The organism is Ureibacillus sinduriensis BLB-1 = JCM 15800, from assembly GCF_000772955.1.
GTDB classification, from domain to species: domain Bacteria; phylum Bacillota; class Bacilli; order Bacillales_A; family Planococcaceae; genus Ureibacillus; species Ureibacillus sinduriensis.
In genome coordinates this window covers 188,040-211,144 of record NZ_JPVO01000053.1, presented here as the reverse complement: position 1 = coordinate 211,144, position 23,105 = coordinate 188,040, and the positions used below count along the sequence as shown (strand labels likewise).

The 23,105-nt window shown below is 36.9% G+C and carries 22 protein-coding genes and 1 pseudogene; 6 read left to right on the top strand and 17 right to left on the bottom strand.

The features are described 5' to 3' along the window. Nucleotides 1-260: 260 nt before the first annotated feature. The 4 genes from CD33_RS13760 to CD33_RS13745 form a co-directional block, all read right to left on the bottom strand. Nucleotides 261-716 carry a DUF2269 family protein gene (locus tag CD33_RS13760; protein ID WP_036201537.1) on the bottom strand — a complete coding sequence of 152 codons (456 nt, stop codon included), beginning with the start codon at nucleotides 714-716 and terminating at the stop codon, nucleotides 261-263. Between the two features lie 130 nt (nucleotides 717-846). Further along, nucleotides 847-1,746 carry an alpha/beta hydrolase gene (locus CD33_RS13755; protein ID WP_052130241.1) on the bottom strand — a complete coding sequence of 300 codons (900 nt, stop codon included), beginning with the start codon at nucleotides 1,744-1,746 and terminating at the stop codon, nucleotides 847-849. Between the two features lie 57 nt (nucleotides 1,747-1,803). Then, a complete protein-coding gene (locus tag CD33_RS13750; protein WP_036201536.1) occupies nucleotides 1,804-2,013 on the bottom strand; it encodes a hypothetical protein in 210 nt (69 codons plus the stop codon). 113 nt (nucleotides 2,014-2,126) lie between these two features. Beyond that, on the bottom strand, nucleotides 2,127-3,332 hold the full coding sequence (locus CD33_RS13745) for a CapA family protein (RefSeq protein ID WP_036201535.1): 1,206 nt from the start codon (nucleotides 3,330-3,332) through the stop codon (nucleotides 2,127-2,129). Between the two features lie 281 nt (nucleotides 3,333-3,613). On the opposite strand from CD33_RS13745, the gene CD33_RS13740 reads away from it, so the two are divergent. Continuing rightward, nucleotides 3,614-4,054: a GNAT family N-acetyltransferase gene (locus CD33_RS13740; protein ID WP_036201534.1), complete on the top strand. Its 441-nt coding sequence runs from the start codon at nucleotides 3,614-3,616 to the stop codon at nucleotides 4,052-4,054. Nucleotides 4,055-4,109: 55 nt separating this feature from the next. Here CD33_RS13740 and CD33_RS13735 read toward each other — a convergent pair whose 3' ends face one another. From CD33_RS13735 to CD33_RS13725, 3 genes are all read right to left on the bottom strand, one after another. After that, entirely contained in the window at nucleotides 4,110-5,009 is a 900-nt protein-coding gene (locus CD33_RS13735; RefSeq protein ID WP_036201533.1) for a TIGR01777 family oxidoreductase, read from the bottom strand. Between the two features lie 73 nt (nucleotides 5,010-5,082). Next, nucleotides 5,083-5,466: a methylglyoxalase gene (gene glxB / locus CD33_RS13730; RefSeq protein WP_036201532.1), complete on the bottom strand. Its 384-nt coding sequence runs from the start codon at nucleotides 5,464-5,466 to the stop codon at nucleotides 5,083-5,085. 187 nt (nucleotides 5,467-5,653) lie between these two features. After that, nucleotides 5,654-6,055, bottom strand: a complete 402-nt coding sequence (locus tag CD33_RS13725; protein ID WP_036201643.1) for a GyrI-like domain-containing protein — start codon at nucleotides 6,053-6,055, stop codon at nucleotides 5,654-5,656. 316 nt (nucleotides 6,056-6,371) lie between these two features. Between CD33_RS13725 and CD33_RS13720 the strand changes: the two genes are divergently transcribed. After that, nucleotides 6,372-6,890, top strand: a complete 519-nt coding sequence (locus tag CD33_RS13720; RefSeq protein WP_084591368.1) for a sigma-70 family RNA polymerase sigma factor — start codon at nucleotides 6,372-6,374, stop codon at nucleotides 6,888-6,890. Further along, the gene (locus CD33_RS13715; protein ID WP_036201531.1) at nucleotides 6,883-7,572 is read left to right on the top strand and encodes a DUF3600 domain-containing protein; all 690 of its coding nucleotides are present in this window, start codon (nucleotides 6,883-6,885) and stop codon (nucleotides 7,570-7,572) included. The genes CD33_RS13720 and CD33_RS13715 overlap by 8 nt, the downstream gene beginning before the upstream one ends. 418 nt (nucleotides 7,573-7,990) lie before the next feature. Here CD33_RS13715 and CD33_RS13710 read toward each other — a convergent pair whose 3' ends face one another. After that, the gene (locus CD33_RS13710; protein WP_198135547.1) at nucleotides 7,991-8,692 is read right to left on the bottom strand and encodes a DMT family transporter; all 702 of its coding nucleotides are present in this window, start codon (nucleotides 8,690-8,692) and stop codon (nucleotides 7,991-7,993) included. 202 nt (nucleotides 8,693-8,894) lie between these two features. Here CD33_RS13710 and CD33_RS13705 point away from each other — a divergent pair, with 202 nt between their 5' ends. Next, nucleotides 8,895-9,305: a LysR family transcriptional regulator substrate-binding protein gene (locus tag CD33_RS13705; RefSeq protein ID WP_258516997.1), complete on the top strand. Its 411-nt coding sequence runs from the start codon at nucleotides 8,895-8,897 to the stop codon at nucleotides 9,303-9,305. A gap of 345 nt (nucleotides 9,306-9,650) precedes the next feature. Here the strand turns inward: CD33_RS13705 and CD33_RS20260 are convergent, their stop codons facing one another. From CD33_RS20260 to CD33_RS13680, 7 genes are all read right to left on the bottom strand, one after another. After that, nucleotides 9,651-9,824, bottom strand: a complete 174-nt coding sequence (locus CD33_RS20260) for a hypothetical protein (protein WP_156967320.1) — start codon at nucleotides 9,822-9,824, stop codon at nucleotides 9,651-9,653. Next, nucleotides 9,821-10,825, bottom strand: a complete 1,005-nt coding sequence (locus CD33_RS13700) for a TIR domain-containing protein (RefSeq protein ID WP_036201528.1) — start codon at nucleotides 10,823-10,825, stop codon at nucleotides 9,821-9,823. Before CD33_RS13700 ends, CD33_RS20260 begins: the two co-directional genes overlap by 4 nt. 354 nt (nucleotides 10,826-11,179) lie before the next feature. Beyond that, complete coding sequence (locus CD33_RS20255; protein ID WP_156967319.1) at nucleotides 11,180-11,341, bottom strand: hypothetical protein; 162 nt, start codon at nucleotides 11,339-11,341, stop codon at nucleotides 11,180-11,182. A 546-nt stretch (nucleotides 11,342-11,887) separates the two neighbouring features. Then, nucleotides 11,888-14,671, bottom strand: a complete 2,784-nt coding sequence (locus tag CD33_RS19550; RefSeq protein WP_052130240.1) for a sensor domain-containing protein — start codon at nucleotides 14,669-14,671, stop codon at nucleotides 11,888-11,890. 492 nt (nucleotides 14,672-15,163) lie between these two features. Further along, complete coding sequence (locus CD33_RS13690) at nucleotides 15,164-16,174, bottom strand: WxL protein peptidoglycan domain-containing protein (RefSeq protein ID WP_036201526.1); 1,011 nt, start codon at nucleotides 16,172-16,174, stop codon at nucleotides 15,164-15,166. An 11-nt stretch (nucleotides 16,175-16,185) separates the two neighbouring features. After that, nucleotides 16,186-16,944, bottom strand: coding sequence for a WxL domain-containing protein (locus CD33_RS13685; RefSeq protein WP_052130239.1), 759 nt, complete (start codon nucleotides 16,942-16,944; stop codon nucleotides 16,186-16,188). A gap of 477 nt (nucleotides 16,945-17,421) precedes the next feature. Continuing rightward, nucleotides 17,422-17,985 (bottom strand): GGDEF domain-containing protein, encoded by a 564-nt coding sequence (locus CD33_RS13680; protein ID WP_036201524.1) that lies wholly within the window; start codon nucleotides 17,983-17,985, stop codon nucleotides 17,422-17,424. Nucleotides 17,986-18,282: 297 nt separating this feature from the next. On the opposite strand from CD33_RS13680, the gene CD33_RS13675 reads away from it, so the two are divergent. Then, on the top strand, nucleotides 18,283-18,711 hold the full coding sequence (locus tag CD33_RS13675; RefSeq protein WP_036201522.1) for a HEAT repeat domain-containing protein: 429 nt from the start codon (nucleotides 18,283-18,285) through the stop codon (nucleotides 18,709-18,711). A gap of 222 nt (nucleotides 18,712-18,933) precedes the next feature. On the opposite strand, the pseudogene CD33_RS20755 reads toward CD33_RS13675, so the two are convergent. Further along, nucleotides 18,934-19,786: pseudogene (locus tag CD33_RS20755) on the bottom strand (ATP-binding cassette domain-containing protein). A 952-nt stretch (nucleotides 19,787-20,738) separates the two neighbouring features. Continuing rightward, nucleotides 20,739-21,590 carry a pentapeptide repeat-containing protein gene (locus CD33_RS13655; RefSeq protein WP_036201518.1) on the bottom strand — a complete coding sequence of 284 codons (852 nt, stop codon included), beginning with the start codon at nucleotides 21,588-21,590 and terminating at the stop codon, nucleotides 20,739-20,741. Nucleotides 21,591-21,755: 165 nt separating this feature from the next. Here CD33_RS13655 and CD33_RS13650 point away from each other — a divergent pair, with 165 nt between their 5' ends. Beyond that, nucleotides 21,756-23,027: a hypothetical protein gene (locus CD33_RS13650; protein WP_235863217.1), complete on the top strand. Its 1,272-nt coding sequence runs from the start codon at nucleotides 21,756-21,758 to the stop codon at nucleotides 23,025-23,027. The last annotated feature ends 78 nt before the right edge of the window (nucleotides 23,028-23,105 follow it).

Here is a 23,105-nt window from a genome sequence, read left to right as displayed (position 1 = left end):
CCTCCCAGTTCCATGGTTAGTTAAATAATATATCCGTTCTAGAGTTGTAAAAAATGTCAATTACAAGGATAAGTACATGATAGACCTTGCTAGAGTGAATACATATCGCCGATAACTCTTATTTTTAATAGGAACCTGTTCCTATTTTTGGTCTCACATCTTTCTTTTCCATCCGTGACCAAAAGCTCACAAACAGCCAACGGGTAATCTTAGAAATTAAAAAAGCCCCAAAAGATACTAAGCATCTTTGGGACAGCAGATTAAAATGGCTTAAAGACCATTAAAAATACTAACAGGATCAAGAGAAAATAAGTTGTGAATGTAAAAGGTTTCGTTTTATTGGCTACTTGAATATACTCGCTGGGTAGATCATCTCCTTTTGTTTGGCCCAGTATTTCAAGCATGGCTCTTTCATATCTTGGCAATACATAGGCAACAACCGGCTGAGTCAGGATATATAAAACAATGGATGCAATGTACCAGCCGGTCGTAAATAGATACGGATGTATAAAACCCATTACAAGTCCGGAAGCCACCAAGGCAATACTTCCAATTTTAGCTAATTTTTCAATTTTCGCATTTACCATATGAGCCGTAAATGCACTTCTCACATTACGTGCACTTTTCATGACAAACGGTGAAGCAAATGTGGCACCTAATCCACAAATAGCACCAAGAATATGAATGGACAATAAAAATTTAAAAAGGATTTCCAATTATTAAGCACACTCCTTCACGACTATTACTTTATGTATACGTATGAGGAGGTTTGAAATTTCTCGATAAAAGATTTTTCTAATAGAAAGGAGCAGCACGAATCCGTCATGGAAATCGTGCTACCCCTTATTAATCACTTATCAAAAATTCACTCGTAATATCATAACCCCGCATATAATCGGGCGAACCGGGGAAATTTTGCATGAAGCCATGAATACCTCCATCAAATCTTACCAGCTTTACATCAACCCCTACTTCTTTCAATTTTTCTGCATAAAATTCCCCTTCATCACATAGGGGGTCATATTCAGCCGTAAAAATAAGAGTTTTCGGCATTTGTGAAAGGGTATTTTCGTCTGCTAAAAGTGGTGATTCATATTGCTGACCCGCTTGCCCATTATGCAGTAAATCTGCATGGCTTTTCGTAATGTCCACGCCATACTTTGCGTTATACAGGTCCCTTGATTGATAGTCGCTCCCTTTAATGGAGACGTCAATATCGAGGATTGGATAATGAAGTACTTGTTTTGCTAATTGGAAGTCCTTGGTCATAATGGATTTCATAGCGACCACGGTAGCTAAATTTCCTCCCGCACTTGGACCTCCCACCACTACTTCCTCTTGACGGCCGCCAAGTTCGGATGCGTTTCTGATAACCCACTCTGTGGCGGTGTAGCAATCATGAAATGCGGCAGGAGCAGGATGATTTGGAGATAAACGGTAGTCCACCGAAATTACCTTATAACCGGATAGCTGGCAAAGCAATCGGCAAGAGACATCGTGGGATTCCAGATTGCCGTGGATAAATCCTCCACCGTGAAAAAATACAAAAAGTGGATAAAATGCCACCTCATCATCCGGTGTGTAGATGCGAATGGGGATTTGATGGGTTTTCGCATCGATGTTTCGGTCTTCTACATTTAAAACTTTCGGGCGTTTCTCCAGGGCTGGGTTTTCGAATGGAATCCCTTTACTCCTGGCTACTAAATTTTGCTGGAAATATTGCTCAATATAATGATGTAGTGGCATTGGTTAACTCCCTTCTTATTTAGATTTGGTATACCTCCGATAAATCGGTTCATAATATTACTTCTTATGGTGATAGGCAGAAATTTGGGTTACCCGAACATTTCCTGTGTTTAATTCGTGATAAATACCACGACTATCCGTAAATTCAATAAATTGATCTCTTTCTTTTCGGATAATCTCTTCTGCTACTTCTTGTGATTCGACATGTATAAATCTTCTCACATAGTGGTGCTCATCAAAAAAATAAGTCACTTTGAATTCCTGCATAATTGGATTCGCCCCTAAAGTTTCTTACTAATTAACATAACCAAGTGAAGTGGCTCTATGAATAGAAAAACCAAGCTAAAAAGGATAAATCCTTCTCACTTGGTTCAATCTATTTATTCCAAGGATTCGATAAATTCCAGATCGCCTACGTATTGAGACATATGCTTTTTGATTTCTGCATAAATTGAGGCTGCATTTGGCAAACTCTCATTAGTTAATTGATACATCGGGATAATCTCGAAATCCTTCCAATTCGCAAATTTCACGTATGTTGGCAATAATTTTGGATTTTTAATTTCGATTAATGTAGTTGTGTCGCCCTGTTCAGTATAAGTTATCGTCTTTTCGACTTCCAACTCCAATATTGCGCCGATTTGCCGGTACAATTGATCTTGAGATGAAAGAAAGTTTCCTAACGAATGAATAACAAATGTTTGATTTCCCTCGATACCTGTATACCATTTTACAGGTTGCAATACGTGCGGGTGGTGGGCAAAAATGATATGAACTCCATTGTCCGCAGCTAATTGGGCAATTTTTTCCTGATATTCATTAGGAGTACGGCTGTATTCCTCGCCAATATGCAAGTTTAATACAACCAGATCAGATATCTCTTTTGCCTTTTGGATGTCTTCAATCATTTTTTCTTCATCAATATAGCTAACAAGATACTCTTTTCCATTAGGCACTTCTAATCCATTTGTTCCGTAAGTGTAGCCTAGAAATGAAAAAGTGATTTGATTTACGGTCATCGTTTTGATCTGCTGAGATTCTGTCGGGCTAGTCGCAGCTCCTATATACTCTATCCCCAACTCGTTCCAATAATTCGCTGCGTTTTGTATCGCTTGCTCTCCCCGGTCCAATGTATGATTATTGGCCATATTGACTACGTCCACCCCAACGTCCTTCAAAATGTCGGCCAACTCGTAAGGGCTATTGAATTGAGGGTAACTCGAGACACCGAGTCCCTGGCCGCCAATGATACTCTCGCTATTTGCAACGGTAATATCCGCTCTCTCTATGTATGGCTTTACTTTCGTAAACATCTTCGTAAAATCATATTGGTCCTTCCCGATGTATGCTTCTTTATAGACCGGGCTATGCGCCAGAATATCACCAATCGCCGAAATGGTTGCAGTATACGATTCTGGCTTCATATCCAGCTTTATGATCTCTTCTTTATTGTCCGAAATATTCTTTTCAATCACTTGCGTTCCGGCGGTTCCCTTATTCTCATTTTCTTTAGAAAGGTTATGATGAACAACAGAAACGAATATTAATAAACCGATCAATAAAAAGTACTTCTTTATAATTGTCATTCACCCCCCTTTAATCACCTTACCTTTTAATATACATATCTTATCAAAAAATATGCTATTTACAATTATTTCTAGAGGGATGTATAAAGTTTATAGGTTAACTAAAAAGCTTCCGGTAGTTCCTATCTAAATTCCTCCTTTATCCTATTGTGAGGTTAAGATTTGGAAGTTTTACTTTTACTTAGACACTTTCAAACAATCTAAAGGATTTATTATAGTATTTAGAGAAAATATATAATGTAATACTGTACTGTTAATTATTGCTTTAAGGAGGAAGAGAAATGTCGAAAGTGAAATTAATTCAAGCGGAAGAAACGTATAATCTAAGGCATCGTATCTTAAGACCTCATATGGAATTAAAGGATTGCATGTACGATACCGATCATTCCGATGGTACTTTTCATGTGGGAGCCTTTGTTGGAAATCAACTTGTGAGTATAGCTTCCTTTAATATAGAGATTCATCCTGCTTTTCCTGCAAAAAGGCAGTATCGTCTAAGAGGTATGGCCACGTTGGATGAGTTTAGAAATCTAGGAACCGGAAGAAAGATAGTAAGTTTTGCAGAAGAGGTAATTAAATCAAAAGAGGCTGATTTATTGTGGTGCAACGCAAGGACAACAGTGAAGGAGTATTATTACAAAATTGGTTTTCAGACATATGGTGATGTCTTCGATTCCCCGTCAATCGGCCCTCATATTGTTATGTACAAGCTGATTAAATGAGATACAATCTAAAAATAGCCAGGAAAATTAATTTCTTTCCTAAGCTATTTTTTATTTACTTATATAAGTCGCTCAACGCTGAATCAAGTTTTGGAAATTCAAATTGGAATCCTTCATCCAGGAGTACTTTTGGCAGTACTTTTTGACCTTCGAGTACGAGTTTGCTTTTTTGTCCAAGTGCCAGTCTCATGATAAAGGACGGGACAGGCATCCAATGTGGGCGATTCATTACTAGGCTTATTGTTTTGCCAAATTCCTCCATCGTCAGAGGAGCGGGAGATGTTACATTGACCGGTCCGATGATTCTAGTTTGATGAAGTGCAAACGAAATAGCCCTCACAACATCCACGATATGTACCCAAGACACCCACTGCCTACCAGATCCAACAGTCCCTCCTGCATAAAATTTATATGGCAAGGTCATTAATGGAAGTGCACCACCATCCCGACCCAATACCAAGCCAAATCTCATAAGTACCGTTCGCACATTATACTTCTCTACTTTCCTTGCCTTCATCTCCCAATCATAAACCGTCCGTCCCAAGAAGTCATCAGTTTGGCATTCTGAATTTTCCGTATATACAGCTTGCAATGATACAGGATAAATGCCGATTGCGCTTGCACTGATAAAAATAGAAGGCTTTTTAGGCAATAATTCAATTATCCTCAATAACTCACCTGTTGCTTCCATCCGGCTATCATAGATTTGTTTCTGATGTTTCCTGGACCATCTCCCACCATTGATTGAAATACCTGCCAGGTTAATAAACGCATCAATATTTTCCAAGCCGTTTTCTGAAGCTGCGCCTTCCTCAAGCCATTTTACATACGAAACCCCATTTTTCGGGTGTTTTTCCTTTCTTGTAAGAATCACAATCTCATGTCCTTCGTTAATTAGAAGCTCGGTTAATTTACTACCGATAAAACCTGTACCCCCGGTGATCGCTATTTTCAAGATTTCACCCCTAGGTCAATATTCTAGAACATTCATATAGCCCCTCAAAATAATGAAGCTCTTCGTTATAAAATTACTGTTGAATCAACTGGATAAGATTGCCGCATGTATCATCAAAAACAGCTATACTAATATTTCCCATGTTCGTAGGTTTCATAGTAAACTTCACACCCTCTTCGATTAACCTGTTGTACTCGGCGTCAAGATCGGCAACCCCAAACATTGTTACCGGGATCCCTTCTGAAAATAACCGCTCTTGATATTCCTTTGCCGCTGGATGGTTATTCGGTTCAAGTAATAATTCCGTACCATTTTGGTTATCGGGCGAAACAAGCGTGATCCATCTGTATTCACCGGAAGGCACGTCATGCTTCTTTATAAATCCAAGCTTTCTAGAATAAAATTCTAGTGCCTTGTCCTGATTATTTACGAATATACTGGTAACAATGATTTCCAAATGTGAATCCTCCTTTAATCATAATGATCTTGTTGTTTAGTATAAAATGCTGTTAGCGAATCTATCCACTTTGTATTTAAAGCTCGTCCATTTTTCTTACGATTTAGCCCAAGCTCCAGTAAGTTTATGGAACGTTAATTATTGCTCTATCAATCATTAAACGGTTGCTTTCTCATTGAAGTGTAGTTTATTGCTTAATTGCTATATATATTGCTATTTCTCCTTTAGGATCGTATTTTTCAAAATCATATGTGTAAGCGCGCTTTAATGTGCCCTCTTCTTCTTGAGCCCAAATGTCGGTCCAAGTATTAAAGACCCCTTGTTCATCCCCTGGTTCGACATTAAATATCACATACTTCTCGTTTTGCGGTATTACAAGCGTTGGCTCTTCGCCATCGCACTCTATCCCGATACTTAACGAATAATCCCCTTTATAGTCACTTTCATAATTATGATAAATACCGTATTTAGTGTTCTCATCTCCTACCAGGGAATGGGAAGCACTCTTCCACAAATCAGTTATTTTTTCCAGCATAAGATCATCGCTAAAATTATTCGTTCTCGTACTGTTGATGATTGTTAATTTCATCCTTATCATTCCTTTCATATTTCCTCATTAATGTATTCACCAAACGCTTCCAATTCCCTTTAAATATCTAATACATTTTGAATTTGAATAAGAGAATTACGGCTATATGGTTTTTTCATAATGTGGTTAAATTATATTGTCCCTCATTTTTCCATTTTTTAGATACAATGTCGCTTCGCATCAAGCAATGCCGAAGCATGCACACTAAAAAAAGATTAAATACATCCACATACATAAATTAATTTGGAAAAATTTAAGCCAAATCACTTTCCCGGTTGTCTAATAGATGTATAACAAAACGAAAGGAGGAATAGTGATGAAAATGGAACGTCTAGTCAAGAAAGCGCAAAAAGGAAATGATAAAGCATACCTCATGCTTTTTCAGCAATATGAAACAGATATTTATCGAATGGCTTATGTCTATGTAAAAAATAAAGACGATGCCTTGGATCTTGTTCAAGAAGTGGCCTATCAGTCCTTCAAGAATATCCGAACATTGAAAAATCCGGAGTATTTCAAGACGTGGCTCATGAAAATAACAATCAATTGCGCACTGAACTTGCTTAATAAAAATAAGAACGTACTACCGTTAAATTCGGAAATACAAATTGGAACAGAAGAGGAAGACATTGCCCTTTCAATCTCTTTACATAAGCTTATTGATACTTTGAAAGAGGATGAAAAAAGTGTCATCTTGTTGAAATACTACGATGACCGTACATTAAAGGAAATTTCAGAGATATTGGAAATCCCGCTTGGGACCGCAAAGTCTGTTCTATACCGGGCTTTAGAGAAGCTTCGTCAAAATATAAAGGAGGTAGGTAACTATGGATAATCAACATCTAAAAAAAGAATTATCAAAGATTGAAATTCCAATGGAGCTTCATGAATGGAGCAAAATGGGTATTCGCAACGCCAAGAATGAAATGGGCGGGAAATTGAAGCGAATAGCCAAAAAGAGACTGGCTATCGCTGTTATTTCTGCTTGTTTAATGCTCCCAACAGGTGCATTTGCCTATCAAACCTTACTTGCGGATGACTTATATGGTTCATTTGATCAGCTGAAAAACCATATCGTTAATGCTACTATGGAAAGTTACTTATTGTTTAATGCAAAATTAGATCAAGCAAAAGGTGATTTGGAGAAAGAAGAATTCGAACAATTTAAAACTCTATTGAGTGTATTTACTAATGCAAAACTTGAATATGGCGATAAGAATGGAAACATAGACTATGCACAAGTTCCTGCGGAGAAATTAGAGGAAATAACAGTAGCAATGTACGAGGTTCAGCCATACTTTGACAAATTAAACGGATTACCATCAAGCAAAGAGGTGTTAACTGCAGAAGAATATGAGCAATACATTCAAGCTTTAATGGTTTATGAAACGACAATGGCACAACTGGGAATATCAGGGGCACCAGATGTCGCTTCTATTCCTTCAGAATTACAGGACGAGTTTGTGAAAGCTCAGGAGTATTTAATCTTTGTGAACGACAAACAAATGGAGAATTAAGCTCTATGTAATATTTGTCTGATTAATAAAACATTTATTGAATTTACGAAAATCTCGGCGACAACCGAATGTTTCAAAATTGGATTATCTTGCGATCATTATCCGGTTGTCGCTTTTTTTAATGCTTCATCGAACTTAAAATCGATTAAAAGGCAAATAGCCCCGCATTCATTATCAAATTCCTTTAGAGGTACATTTAACAGCAGGAGTATTCCTTCATAAAAAATCCATGCATGAATCGCTAAACATTGAAGAGCTCTGTATGTTTATCGGGCACATCTTAATACGATACGATACGGAATCATCCTAAATACAAGCCATTGTTTATATTTCTTTTTACTCACCATTATATTCATTTAATGATGTTCGAAATCCCCGTTCAACTAAAATTCTTGTTCTTCTTGGATTGATGATTAACCTATTTTTTTAGTAATTTAGTCTTCTTGCCAAGCAACTCCCCATACGCTACGCCCCCTAATATCAAGACTGCTCCGGCTATTTGCCCAACACTTAACATTTCACCTAAAATAGCGGCTGAGAAAATCAATGCTGATAGAGGTTCCACATATCCTAGGATGGACACAGATTGCACTGGTAATAGACCAATAGATGAAAAGTAGAAATAGCAGCCAATTCCGGTATTGATTACTCCTAATATTACTATTGCCAAAACATTTCCCTCCACCAAATCGACGGAAAATCCTTGCCTCATACCTAGATAAATGGCTACTGTCAGAAAACTAATGACTAACTGGCAAGTAGCATTTTCAAGCCCAGTAATACTTTCTGCTTTTTTATTGAAAATTACCATTACTGCATACATGACTGCTGCCAATAAACCGTATAATAGTCCTAGAGAAATTTCCCCTTGTAAAAAAGCTTTCTCATTTACCCAGATCATTCCAACAATGACACTTAGGAAGCCCAGAATTTTAGCACTTGTCATCTTTTCCTTAAAGATGATAGGAGATAAAATCACAACAATCACTGGTCCACAATAGTAAGCCAGTGTAGCTATGCTAACTCCGATTTGTGTGTATGCCTCAAATAATAAAACCCAGCTACCACCCATTGCCGCCCCAGAAATGACCAGGTACAACCCGTGGATTTTCTCTTCCAAAATCCGAATTTCGACTTCGTGAGAGCAAATACAATGATTAGAAATAGACTACCAATAAGTGTCCTGAAAAAAACAATTTCATAGCTATTAAGCAAAACAAAACTTGCCACAATGCCTTTAGAGCCAAATAAGAGCAGTGCCACTATATATTTAAAGTATACATTTTTCATTTTTATCCCCCTCCCTCCTCTCATCGCTTGATTTGCTCTGGTTTCTAAAACCGCTTGATTTTCTAGTAGTTGTAATTCCTGAGGAACATCCTCTGGCTAAATATGACAAGTTTCCAATGCATGAATTATCGAACAGTCCGTTTATGCTTTTGGAAAAAGGAGAAAAATCTGAAATTTCTGAATTCTTCGTTCAACATCAAATCGCCCCACGTGTACATTTCACAACTTGGGACGATTATGCCATTATGTCTATGGTGGAAAACGGTTTAGGGATTAGTATATTACCAGAATTAATTTTACAACGTACTCCCTACAAAATCGTAAAGAAGGAGCTTGAGGATCCAGCTTTTCGGAATATCGGGATAGCAATGAGACAGCAGAAATCTCTCTCACTCGCTTCCAGAAAATTTTTGGAGTACCTACCATATAGAAAAAAAGAGTAGAAAACCAGGGGCGCAACTTTTCAGATGATATTGCTCCTTTTTGAACATACCCTTTGGAAGGTGCCGAAGTTATGGAAAGGGATAGTACTGATGGAATCGCTTTTCATTAGGCGTTTGGATGGTGTTGCACGTGCCGAGCATGGATTAGCAAATACACTATTTATAGCTAACCAACACACTGGTTGACTATGCTTTTGCAAAATACAAAACCACCTTCTTTGTCGATGAAGGTGGCTTTAAAGACCCTTGTAATCTATAATAGTTCGTATTTGTTACTAGTAATATTTTCAATACACGAGATCAAGAAGGTGCCTTCTCGGCTTAAAATTCATGAATATTAAAAACCTAAGCCCTTATCCTTTTCTCATAAGGATCGTCATTGTATTCCGCTTTTCTTTTATAGACAACAATCCCCGATTCCTCTTTTCCATTTTTGGCAGGAATAACTACCTGAGTGCCTCTGACAGCTTCCCCGATTTTATGAGAGTTTTTCCCTGTTAAACGACCGGATTTTTTCATGCAGAATCACCTCCAAAAATATAATTTATAGTATTCATCAAGTTATAATTATGTCTAAAGATATCGTCTATTTCTTCTTCACTTAATGTTTTTGTACCAGTAATTGAAACGATAAGAACCAGTTGATTGCCTACAGGATAACATAATCCATATCTTTTATCAAAGTGTATATCGCTTTTGCGAAGAACGGATTCTTCATTTTTCATGAAGCAATCAACCACGATAATCCTTTCAGCATCCCGCTTCCCTTCGTTCACTCCATACTCATAAAACAGGGTTCGACCTTCGCTTCCGGCAATCTGTCTTAAGCCATGTTGTTCTGCTTTCCAAATACCGATTCCTTCTATCGAAAAAGATTCCGGTGGTTGATAGCCCGTCAAAACCCCTTCAGCCAAATAATCATATTTTCTCGCTGGATTGTTGACTAATCCCTTTGATAATTTTCTAAGCAGGCGGATGATTGCATAATCTTTTTCTATGTTATTTCTTGCATCTTCTAATAGTTTTGCCGGATCATTAAAAAACCGGAGATCTTGTATTTTTGTTTTGATTACTTTGCATGCCCTATTAACGGCTGCTTCATAGTTTTTGTCGGAGCGTATTTCATATGTTAAAACAGATAAACCTGCCAGATCACTGGGCAATCGGAATCCTTCTGTCGCTTCTTCATTCGAAATGCTTTCCGGTATAATAAAAAACACACGACCACGCTTCAATCTTCCCCAAAATAATCCCATTTCAAATACTGTGTTATCTCTCGTTTTAAAAACAGTACTACCCCTTGTGGTCACAACATCATCCGGGGAAAAGACGAAGATGGCATAATCACTTTCATCCAATTGTCTTTCCAGGCTTTCCATCGGGTATTCCAAAGCGGAAAATACACCCGCAGACCAAGGGGTAATTTCAGCATCATAGTGAAGAAGTTCGTGTATCGCGTCAACATAATGGATAGATTCTCTTGCAGATCCAATAAACAATTTGGGTTTTAGAATGCTCATAAATCCTCCAAAAATGATTGTATGAAATGTAAAAAAATCACCTTAATTATAGCATATGATTTGCGCCACCGTTTTACTATTATTCTAATTCAGAGTGTTATATAAACTTTCGCACTGTTGTGCTGCAAGCCGTAATAGCTGATAGAAACGCTCATTATGTAATTTTATATTATTAATTACTATTTTAACCACACACATTCAGGTCATTTTTCGATCATTAACTTCGACCGCAAAATTACTCTTATAAAAAAAACACTTTCCTTGGCTCTAGGAAAGCGTCCGGTATTTGATATAGAATTGCTTGGCTTCCTCTATTTCGGCTCTATACCCTTACCGAAAAAGTTCAGTCCGAATTTATTGCTTCTTAAGAAATTCGAGACTTTTGTCAATCGATTCTTTATTTTTCGCGATAGTTTCCGTAATGGTTAATGGAACTTCACTACCATCGGTGTCATAATTATCTTTCGGGTTTTCATCTAAGCGAGGTACTGGTGATTTATTCTTATCAATATCCATTTAATCCCCCTCTCGAATGATATTACTATTAGTATAAACGATATATTTCGACTTTTATATTAAATTTGGGTGACAATTATTAACATGAGAATCTCTTGTTCGAGTAGAATGCCCGGATTTTTATAATCACATTGTGCCTTCTTGAAGTGAAATTGGAAAGTATCAACAACAACTTTAGCTAAGATTTCATTTAAGAGCATTAGTAAAAAATCAACGAAATCTATTTTTTGAAGTTAAGTCCTACTTCCTATTATAATTTCTTATTTTCAGAAAATAACTTTAAACTCAAATTTACCACAATCTATCAGCCACATTCTTTTACCGGAATGGTATTTACTACACCTAGATAATTAACATCAGCTAATTTCGGCCCAGGTCAAAATCATTAATATTGCAGCCGTTATACACTTTTTAGCAATACAAAAGTTCTAGATATCCTTCAACAATATGTCACAATAATGAAAAAGCACCCATATTCCATGGGTGCCTCAGTTTAATTACATATACTCAGAGGCGGGCCGAAGAAGATCCAGCTATATCCTCTTATCATTTTTCATGTAAAAGTGCAGACATTACATCACCAGCTAACGGAGGCGAAAAATAGTAACCCTGATATTGATCACAACCAAGCTCCATTAAGTAGTGAAGTTGCTCTTCTGTTTCGACACCTTCTGCTACAATCTTCAAGTTCAAATGTTTTCCCATTGAAATAATGAGTGAAGTTATAGCCATATCTTCCTCATCATTTGGTATATCTTTAATAAAACTTCGGTCTATCTTTAAAATATCTATCGGGAAACGTTTTAAATGAGCCAAGGAGGAATATCCTGTTCCAAAATCATCGATGGCGATACAAATACCAATATTTTTTAATTCATTAAGTACATATACAGTTGTATCGAGATCTTTCATCATGGCACTTTCTGTTATTTCAAACTCTAAATAACCTGGTTCGACTTGGTAATTTTGTAGGATGTCTTTTACAAAATAAACAAAATCCCTCGATAGAATTTGCTTTAAAGAAAGATTGATAGCCACTGGTACAGTATGAAGACCATTTGTCTGCCATTCCTTGATGTTTCTGCACACTTCTTTCACAATCCATTCACCCATTGGTATAATAAAACCGCTTTCTTCTGCTATGTGAATGAACTCCATTGGAGATATTAGACCTAATTCCGGATGTTTCCACCTAACGAGAGCCTCGCAACCAATAATTTGGTTTGTTTTTAGTTGCACTTTTGGTTGATACATTACAAAAAGCTCATTGTTCAAAATTGCTTTTCGTAAGTTGGTTTCTAAGTAAAGTTTATTATACTTTTGGTCAGGGTCGGTAATCTGAAAAAATTGGTACATATTTTTCCCTTTTTCTTTAGAATAGTACATGGCAATATCCGCTTGCTTCATAAGTTCCTGGCTATCTTTACTATTTGTAGGGTAAAGGCTAATTCCAATACTTGATGAGGTGTGGATTTTATTTCCATTCACATTGAAAGAAGCATCAAAAGAAGATAAAACTTTCTTTGCTAAATCTTCTATCTGCCTCAAATCTGCCAAGTTCTTTACCAACAAGGCAAATTCATCCCCACCCATCCTTGCTAATAAATCATGTGGTCTTATCTGGGTTTTCAACCTCTTTGTTACTTCCACTAGAAGCTGGTCACCTATATGATGTCCCAAAGTATCATTTACAACCTTGAAACGGTCTAAGTCCAAATAAAAGACTGCGAAGTTTTGGTTAGACATCTCTGCTTGATTAATATAGTCTTCTAATTCTTCGTCAAACAACCGCCTATTAGGCAATCCTGTCAACATATCATGGTAAGCCAAGTAACGGAGCTGTCCTTCAAACTCTTTACGTTCTGTTATATCTCTGGAAACAACGACTATTGATGTCACTTCATTATCTTGTAAAACAGGAGATAATATACTTTCAGTCCATTTCCAGTTGTTATCTATGGTTTTTAAACGAGCTACTGACGAGAAGCTAGTGGCATGAGTTAATACTTTTTTTATTACCTCAATAGCCGATTCCAAATCATCAGGATAAATAAAACTTAAAATGTTTTTACCTATCAAAAATTCCGGGGTAAAACCCAGTACTTTTTCGTTTGAAGGCGAAGCGTAAGTTATATGGAATGAAGGATCTAAAATACGAATCATATCACTTGAATTTTCACTAATAATTCTATAACGTTCCTCGCTTTCCTTAAGTTCTTTTTCCACTTGTATTCTTTTTGTTATATCAACTACCGAACCAATTACCTCTACCACTTTCCCTTCTTTATAAATTGGACGTAGTGCTCCAAAATATACGAGTGAACTATTTTTGAGAGTTCCTTCATAATTCACTATTTCTCCTGACCAAGCTTTTTCATAAAAATTGTTTATTCTAGCTGCTTCTTCTTCATCAAGAATTTGTTTCAGTGTTTTTCCTACCACAAGATCTGGAGTCAAATCTATGGTATATGCCAATTCGCCATCAAAAAGCGTATGAACAAACTCTTCTCCTTTTTTCGTATATTTAAAAATGATGCCTTGCTGCTGTCTAACTGTGTCTTTTAGCGTGTTTTCCATTTCGTTTGCTTCTTGAATTGCCTTTTTTTTCTCTGTTATATCAATAGCTATTCCATAAATCCCAATAATTTTATTTAAAAAAGAAATAGGAATAGTCTTATATTCAACATCTCTAATCTCTCCATCTTTCCGAATTACTCTGACTTCACTAGTTTTGGGGGTTCCTTTCTTTACTTTACTAAGGTTATCATTAGTTTTTTCCAAATCTTCAGATACTACAACTTGTTGAAAATTTGTCTCACGACATTCATCAATCGAATAACCCCATATTTTCTCAAATTGTTTATTAATTTCCTTAAAATAGCCATTGATATCTAATAAAAAAATAGCAGCAGAACTTTCTTCAAATAAAGTTTTGTAAATTTTTTCTGTTTTTAGTTTTTCAGTTATATCTCGTCCTAATACAAGAAGTGCATCTGGCTTGCCATTACTATCATAGATAGGTACTTTCACTACATTAAAAATACACTCTTCACCATTTACCGGTACAACCTCTTCAAATTTAAGTTGTTCTCCTTTCTCCCATGTTTGCTTGTCGGACTCTTGAAAAAAAGGAACGAGAGCCTTGTAATGAGGGTAAAACTCTCCTAGTTCTTCCTCAGTTTTATATTTATAATTTTCATCCAAACCAAAAATCCCCAAAACCCTCTTGTTAGTTTCCAACCATCTTCCTTGTGCATCTTTTAACACTATAATATCCGGACTAGCTTGCACTATCGTTTGTAAGTGGATGTAATGTTGTTTTTCTAGCATCTTTATAACCTACTTTTCATTGTGTTGATGAATTAACAGTGAATATACTCTTTTTCACACGGTTACAATACAGCACTCTTATACCTAATTTAAATATTCCCTTAATAAACAAACCTGAACCAGTATTTTGAGTATATTTCTTCAAAAGTTGCTAATTGTTCTAGATAGCTTTACTTAGCCATCTAGAACTTAATGGAATAACGTTATTATCTTAGGCACTTTGAAGTAATAGCATAACTGCTTTCTAATTTAAGGTGCACTATAATGGCTAACAAATTTGAGTATGCAAATAATTGAAATTAGAGCATAAAAAAGTCAGCATTTCATTTTGCTGACTTTATATGTTTTATTAAATTGTTACACTTTAGCTTTTATTTATAACCCCACTCCTAGGTAGGGCCCATACCGTCCGGAAGATTGGGAATAAAAATGAGTTTTTTGCACGGGCAAACATACTTGTAAGAAAAAAATTATTGTTAGAAACAATTATTATCAAGTTTTCTTTTGCAGACTCCTAAAGATACCGAATAGAAAAAATATAATCACAGCAACAAGTCCACCGATTAGCGCCCAACCCCAACCTGGCATTCCATTCCCTTGTACTGCGACAGTTGTGGAAGAAGACCGCTCTGCAAATTCTTCCAATGCTTTACTTCCTATAATAATATCTTTTTCTTCAATTATTTCTTTTCCATTTACATTCATTGTGACTGCTAATCGATACGTGCCCTCTCTTAGAGGCTTAGTTCCCATAGCAAAAGGAAAACGAATTCGAGTTGTTGGCGCCATTTTAAATGGACCGAACTCTCCCTCACTGACTATTTCACCTTGTTCATTCTGCAAAAGGTATGTCCCCTCTATCGCCTCTTGTATACGCTGTGCTTGATTTATCATTGTAATATAAACTTTTCCGATAATCTGATTGAAGCCGGCATCCCCCAAGGTAAATTCCGGAGGAGGTAATTCACCTATATCCAATTGAATGGCCATGGCGTGAGCTATTTCCGTTTTCAAAACGAAGTTCGCTTCACCTCTTTTTGTTTTTTTTTCATTTTCCTTGTTCCCTTCGACAACAAATTTCACGGCACCTAAGAATGTCCCGTTCGCCCTAGAAGGCACAATTATTTCAATAGGGATTTCCAGTGTCTGCTGTGGCTCGAGGGTGATAGATTCTTTCACTTTAAAAAAGTTTTTTGCTTCCGAAGCCTCCCGCAAAAGAGAGGCATCTTCTGAATTTAATTCCTTTTCGTACAACATACCGCCTTCAGGATTTGTATAACCGTTGGATGGCTCTATTCTGACATTCAAAGATTCGACAGTTTTATTCACCAACTTTACTTTTACCGTTTGCTGTTCATCAGGGTTAACTGCTAATTGAAAGTAGCCTTTTACTTCCTCTTTTTGGTTCATTGGATAGACAGGGTGGACCTCAAGAGGTGTTTCCTGTGCCAAAATAGTGGATTGTACTCCGACCAGTGAAATCAGAAAGAGGAAAAAACTCAAGAAGATTCTCATCAAGGACCTGAATTAATGGTAACAGAGATTGTAGAAGTATAAGTCCCTGCTTTTACATCTTTGGGTAGAAGTTTCAAATCAAGTGCGTTGGTAGGGAATGTAGTAGTATATTCTCCCATCCCTCCACCAGCTGGTGCTGAAAGAATCTTTAAGCCTGTTCCAGTATCAATCAAACCTCCCGATTTTTCAACTTCGGCAGCATCACTTGCTCCCTCGTCATTCGCAGTTAGTGAAGGGGTAGCCGCCGTTAAAGAACCTACTGGCAAAGTAAGGGGCGTGGCGCCACCTGTCGAAAATTGAGAGGCTTTCATCACTACATTCCATCCTTCCCCTGTACCTGTTGGGTCTGTAACTGTGAACGCATCGATATTAGCAAACGTATTTTGCGTTCTACCATTCAAAACCACAGCGGTAAAGCTTCCAACAACCAAACTACTTACCGATAAGTTGGATCCTGTAATTGAAGCATCTGCCGCATGTGCCCTGTTATTGTCCGCACCCAATGCTAAAGGAGCAGCTAGAACAGTTGTGACTAGTAGCGAGCCTGCCATGATTTTTATTAAATTCACCTTCGTCTTTGGTAAATTTTTCTTAATATAATTGATTGCATGTTGGCTAATACTCTCGTCTTTGTCTTTAACTGAATATCCAAATTCCTGGGAAAATTCGACCAGCGCAAATCTTGGCTTCATGTGTAAGATAACTGTTGTTAACCCGCTTCTCTCTTCACGAACTTCGTGTCTTGTGAAAAGTTCCATATTAATCACCTCCTATTTATTTTGTTGTTTTTATATAAATCCATACATGATATTAGTCTCAAGATCATATCCTTCACATAGACTTCCTTTTACACGATTATTTGATGTCAAGTTTCAAAAACTATCCTGAAACGCTCATTTAAGCTAGACATGTCATCATATCATTTAAAATTTGAAAATGGCTGTGATGAAAAAACAAGAATAATGAACGAATCAAAGGAATCTTTTAGTGGTAGCAAACTGAACAAAGGAGCACAAGAAAATAGATTAAAATTGCTACTCTAAATTAAACATACTTGCCATATAAAAAAACCCTATAAATAAACAGATTTTGTCATTCTATCTGTCTACTAAAGGGAGCTTATTAACAATGGCGTTATACCATTTCAGAAGAACACCAAGTTATTGTATTGTAAAAAAAGTTATATTATCCATTTTCCTCATTAATGATCATGTTTCTCTGGAATCTCCATACTCCTAAGCATCTTCATAAAATTTGCATCGGTTTTCGATGGATGACTTCGCTTTGTACATTGCACGATCTGCGTATTCGAGTAACTCTCCTGCATCCAGGCTATGTTTGGGAAACAAGCTAATCCCTATACTTGCACCAATGGGCATCTGTTTGTTTTCAACATAAAACGGTTTATCAAAAATCTCTTTAAGCAGCTTTAATTTTCCATCCAGTTCATCGGCTTGTTCGATTAACAGCACAAATTCATCTCCGCTCATATGAAATGCGTGTATACCGTAAACTGATAATGCAGTTAAACGTGATGCTACATCAATCAGTAGGGCATCACCGGTGAAATGGCCGAAAATGTCATTGATTTTCTTGAACTTATCCAAATCGATAATGACTACAGCAAGGCTAGTTCCATTCTCCTTTGCCATCTTTAGATAACCATCCATGGACATATGGAGCATACGCCTATTCGGAAGCTCAGTCAGTTCGTGATGAAGAGCTAAATACTTCCATATATCCACATCTTCAGTCTGTTCATCTATCAAGTCAAAAGGATTAAAATATTTCTTTTCCATATTAACCCCCTCCATTTATTTCAAATCAAGCCTAAATTCTACTACTAACTTCTTACAAAACTCTTAAAATAGCAGTTTCCCTGTTTTTTTGAAAACAGAGACTCCCATCACTGGAGACAATGATGCAAGAGAACAGATGTTTTGAAATTTCTGAAGCATCCTGAATTTCCACTAATCAATTTAAGGAGTTTCAATACGAATAAGCATCACTTCGCTTTTTCCTTCCAAACAACGTATAATAAAAGAAGCAGGAGAAGAATTTATTTTTCCTCTAGTCAAAAAAAGAGGTGCAATTATTTGAATCAGTTTGAAACAGCATTACCCGAACAGTACGAAACATTAAAAAAACAAGCCAATTATACATCAAGTTGGCGTGAGCGTTTAGCAGCAGTCGAAAAGTTATCGGCTTATCAACATGACAAAATAATCGATTTACTAAAAAATCGTATGGAACATGATACAGTCCATAAAGTACAACTAGCTGCCTATGAAGCACTTGCCGCATTCGGCGAAAACGTGGAAATGCCATCACCTGCACGTTTTGATATTATCAAAGGTACTGATAAGATTTTTCTTCGTGTGAAAAAGAGCTTACCACGGGACCACACAGTCGCAGAGTTTGCGGATAAGCTAAAACGCATGCGATTAGATGTTTATGATGCGTATGAAGGTGAAAAAGGTCCGCAATTTATGAACTGGCTTGAGGAACGTTGGACAAAACTGTAATCAGTGACTTGCAATTGTTGATGGAGGGTCTACTTTCCCAAAGATGGAGGGGATGACTTTCTTTGTTTTTCTCACTAAGTCTTTTATCATTTTTTATAATGAAACAAAACCAAGAAGGCTCTTCAATAAGCTTCTTGGTTTTGTTTTATAAGGTATTTGTTTTCAAGCACTATACTTTTAATAACGACTTTTATTCATGATTTGTTCTCTTCTCGTCTTAAACTACAAGTTTGCAATCTTTGTTGCAATTGTTTGTTGGAACGTTTGGTCATGCTCCACAAAAACCATTGTGGGATTAAAGTCTTGAATCAGCTTTTCAATCTGCATTCGCGAGTAGATATCAATGAAATTTAACGGTTCATCCCAAACATATAGATGAGCCTTTTCACATAAACTTTTGGCTATTAGCAATTTTTTCCTTTGCCCACCAGAATAATGAGCTATATTTTTCTCAAATTGAATGCGATCAAAGTCCATTTTGCGCAGGATGGATTTGAACAACTTTTTTCGCCCGATTTATAGATAAGATATGATCTACACACCCATCTAAAAAATTCCGGTCATGCGAGATCAAAATAAACCCTCTTTTCTTCTTAAGGTAATCAGAGACAATTCTACGTCCTTCAGTATCTAAATGATTGGTTGGTTCATCAATCAATAAAAACTGGCCCTCATTCAAAAATAATGCTGCCAGCAACACCTTTGTTTGCTCTCCATTTGATAGTAAATTAAAAGGTCGGTACATTATTTCCGCATCCACATTAAGATAGGATATTTCACGTACAAATTCTCAATCTTCTGCTTGGGGGCAGATTTCGCCTAGGATCTCATAAGTATATTGGCTGTTATCCCGGACTGGATAAGGGAAATATTTAAATTCTACCGAGGAAGTGATTTTACCACCATACTCGTATTTGCCTAATAACAAATTAAAAAATGTTGTTTTTCCTCTTCCGTTTCTTCCGATAAATCCAAGTTTCCAATCTGTATCGATTTGAAAGCTTACCCCTTCAAAAATATTGTCATAGCTATTGGGATAAGAAAATGTTAAGTCTTGAACTTGTATCATTGACATAATTATTCCTCCTTTGTGTATATTTCTTTTTAATTTTTCATACAAAGTCGGTAATCCATCTATATCAATTGCACCCACGGACTCAATTCACAAGAGTCCACCATTTTACGAAATGTAAGTCATCCGCGAGGGCTTTATCGTCATTCAGTCTGGGTTTACCCCACTGGTTAAAGGATAAATTTGCTCCGTATAAGTTTGATGGATTTAACGACTCATACGGAGTAATACATGCGTAACAATCGTTTCTGAATCGCCCATTCTTCTCTCTTCTTTATATAATCATTTGCCTTTTTGAGAGAATAAAAAAATCCTCCCAGTTGGTTCATGGAAGGATTAGTCTGTTTATTATAATAAATATGTTCTTTAGAAATTGGACACCTGATGAATGATGAACAAATTTATAAAAATGAATGGACTAACCCTATATTTTTTAGTTTGAAGTTTTCATTCCAAATAATAATATAGATTAGTTAATCATTGTCCATCCATCAGTCCCCTCATTATCGTGTATCTATACTAACATCTTTTTTCCTGGGATACAAATTGCTTGAAATTACTTTAATAATAATCAGTATTAAGATTAGTTTCCAATTAATTAATTGAGCACACACCCATTAGACTTATGCCTCATATTCTAAGCGTAAAAGAAATGAGGAAGAACATGGGTCATTTAGGTGTTGACTTGTCGGCGTTGGTTTGGGACAACTTTATAAAGGTGTTGAATTATCTTCTTAGCATAACGGGGCGACAAAGTACTTGAAATGGAGCCTCTATGGGCATGATTCGCCGCTTTTTTATAAATATGTATTTACTTTCCCTTTATAATGCACCCCTTTTAGATGAAGAAATGCGGTCCCAGCCACTGAAAATGCGCTCGATAATAGCATAAGTAATTCTGTATCAATTGAACCGAGAAAAGCTTTTTCGATATATGAAGTATGAACAAACAAAATTAGTTGATCCAATGGGAAGGACGTTGAATATGAGAAGGCAATACTGTCTTTACATCGCCTTTAGCTGAATTGATTTGCATTTGTGTTAAAAACATGCTTGTAGAGAGATCAGTCCCACTAAAATCAGTATCCCGCAAGTCTGCACCAATTAAATTCACCGCTCTTAAATCTGTATTTCGCATATCGGCAGCAATTAAATATGCTCCCCTAAAATTGGTTGCCCTCAAGTCTTTGTCCTTTAATTTTTTTGCCATCCAATCGGCTCTTGCATGGTCAAAATCTTTAAGCCTTTTAGCACCAGGTAACTTTGCAATAGTATTTTCTCTAATAAAATCGCTTGCTGCTGTAAGCAATTCATTTAATGCCACGCGGTATGTCATCAAATCAAGAGATAATAATTCATCAGCAGCTAATTTCGTTAAGTTTTGTAAACCCTTTAAGTTCTCACTCAACTCATCTGATAAAGCACTTGGAATATCGTATGTTAATGCTTCTGCTGCATATGATATCATTTCGTGGATTTGTCCCATTATAGGAAACACTTGGAACATTTTTCCCGCAGTTTCTGGATTATTTCGCCAACTTTGGCCATTAAAAGTAACTTGAGAAACCACTTGTCCAGCACCTAAACAGTCAAATACCGTACAACCTTTAAAACCTTTTTCTCTTAACTGGCTGTGAATTTGGCAACGATAATCAGATTGTAAATTTGTGCAGGGAGTATCGGCAGGTTTGTTAATCGGAAAATCTTTTGATGCAATAATATTAAGTGCTGTGCAACAGAGTCCAAAGCATTTAGAACAATCAGCAGTTAAACCTTCTCTTATACTTTTAACTATTTTATTATTCATTTTAATATCCCCTATTTTCTGTAAAAAAATCTTTTAAACTTATTATACAAGATTCTTAAACATTTTCCCTTAATCAAGGAATGTAATTTCCATAAATTCCTTAAGCACACACCCATTAGACTTTCGCCTCATATTCTATGGTTAAAAGAATAGAGGGGATAGCTTATGGGTGTTGATTTGTCGGCGTTGCATTGGATTTATGTTACGTTTATTGTGTTGATCATCGGGTTTATGGTCAGACGTCGGGATACGTCTTTAATATGTATTGTGGGAATCTTCGTTATTGCCATTGTGGCAACCGGTGACTTTACTGCTTCGATTAGTGGGGTATTTGACAGCTTTATCTACGCCATCAAGGAACTATTATCGACCATTCTCATTATCTCCGTTATTGTGGCGATGAGTCGTGTCTTGATGAAAACAGGGATTAATGAAGTCATGATTTCCCCTTTTACCAAGATCATTAAAAATTCAACCCTTGCTTATTGGACAATCGGAATTTTGATGATGATCATCTCCTGGTTCTTCTGGCCATCTCCGGCAGTGGCTCTTCTTGGTGCAGTACTTCTTCCGGTTGCCATACGTGCAGGTCTCCCTGCGCTCGGAGTCGCAATGGCGATGAACTTGTTCGGTCATGGGATTGCACTGTCCAGTGACTTTATCATACAGGGTGCCCCCAAATTAACAGCCGATGCAGCTGGACTCCCTGTATCAGAAGTCATTACGGCAAGTATTCCCCTTGTGATCGTGATGGGGGCTGTGACTACAATCGTTGCATTTTTCATGCTGAGAAGGGATATGAAACGCGGCAACTTGGAAATGGTTGGGACGTTTGATCGTGAGAAAATAGAAGAAGCTATGAACACTAGCTTATTAACTTTAGGACAGCGGAAATTTTTTGCCTTGTTAATTCCAATTGCTTTTATCCTCGATGTTGTCGGGATGTCCGTCTTTAATCTTTCGGGTGGCGATGCAACTGCTTTAGTAGGTGGAACGACTGTCTTCATACTGATTTTGCTTGCAGTTTTTGCCCATAAAAATGATGGGTTGGAAAAAACGACAAGCTATTTAATAGAAGGTTTCCAATTCGGGTTTAAAGTTTTTGGTCCAGTGATTCCTATTGCCGCCTTTTTCTATCTCGGCGATTCAGGATTTATTGCGGTACTTGGTGAATATTTACCAACTGGGTCTCAAGGGATTGTCAATGACCTCGGTGTCGCCCTTGCAGATATTGTCCCATTAACAGGAGAAATTGCAGCAATGACTTTAACTGCGGTTGGGGCGATCACGGGGTTGGACGGATCTGGTTTTTCGGGAATTACGTTGGCTGGATCCATTGCCAACCTCTTTGGGACTGCGATAGGTGAAGGAACAGCCACTCTGACAGCGCTTGGCCAAATTGCTGCTATCTGGGTTGGTGGAGGTACACCTACATAGACATAAAACATTTATTAAACAGATAGCTATAATGGTTGTCTGTTTTTTATTATAGCTTTTCCAATCATTTACCAATAA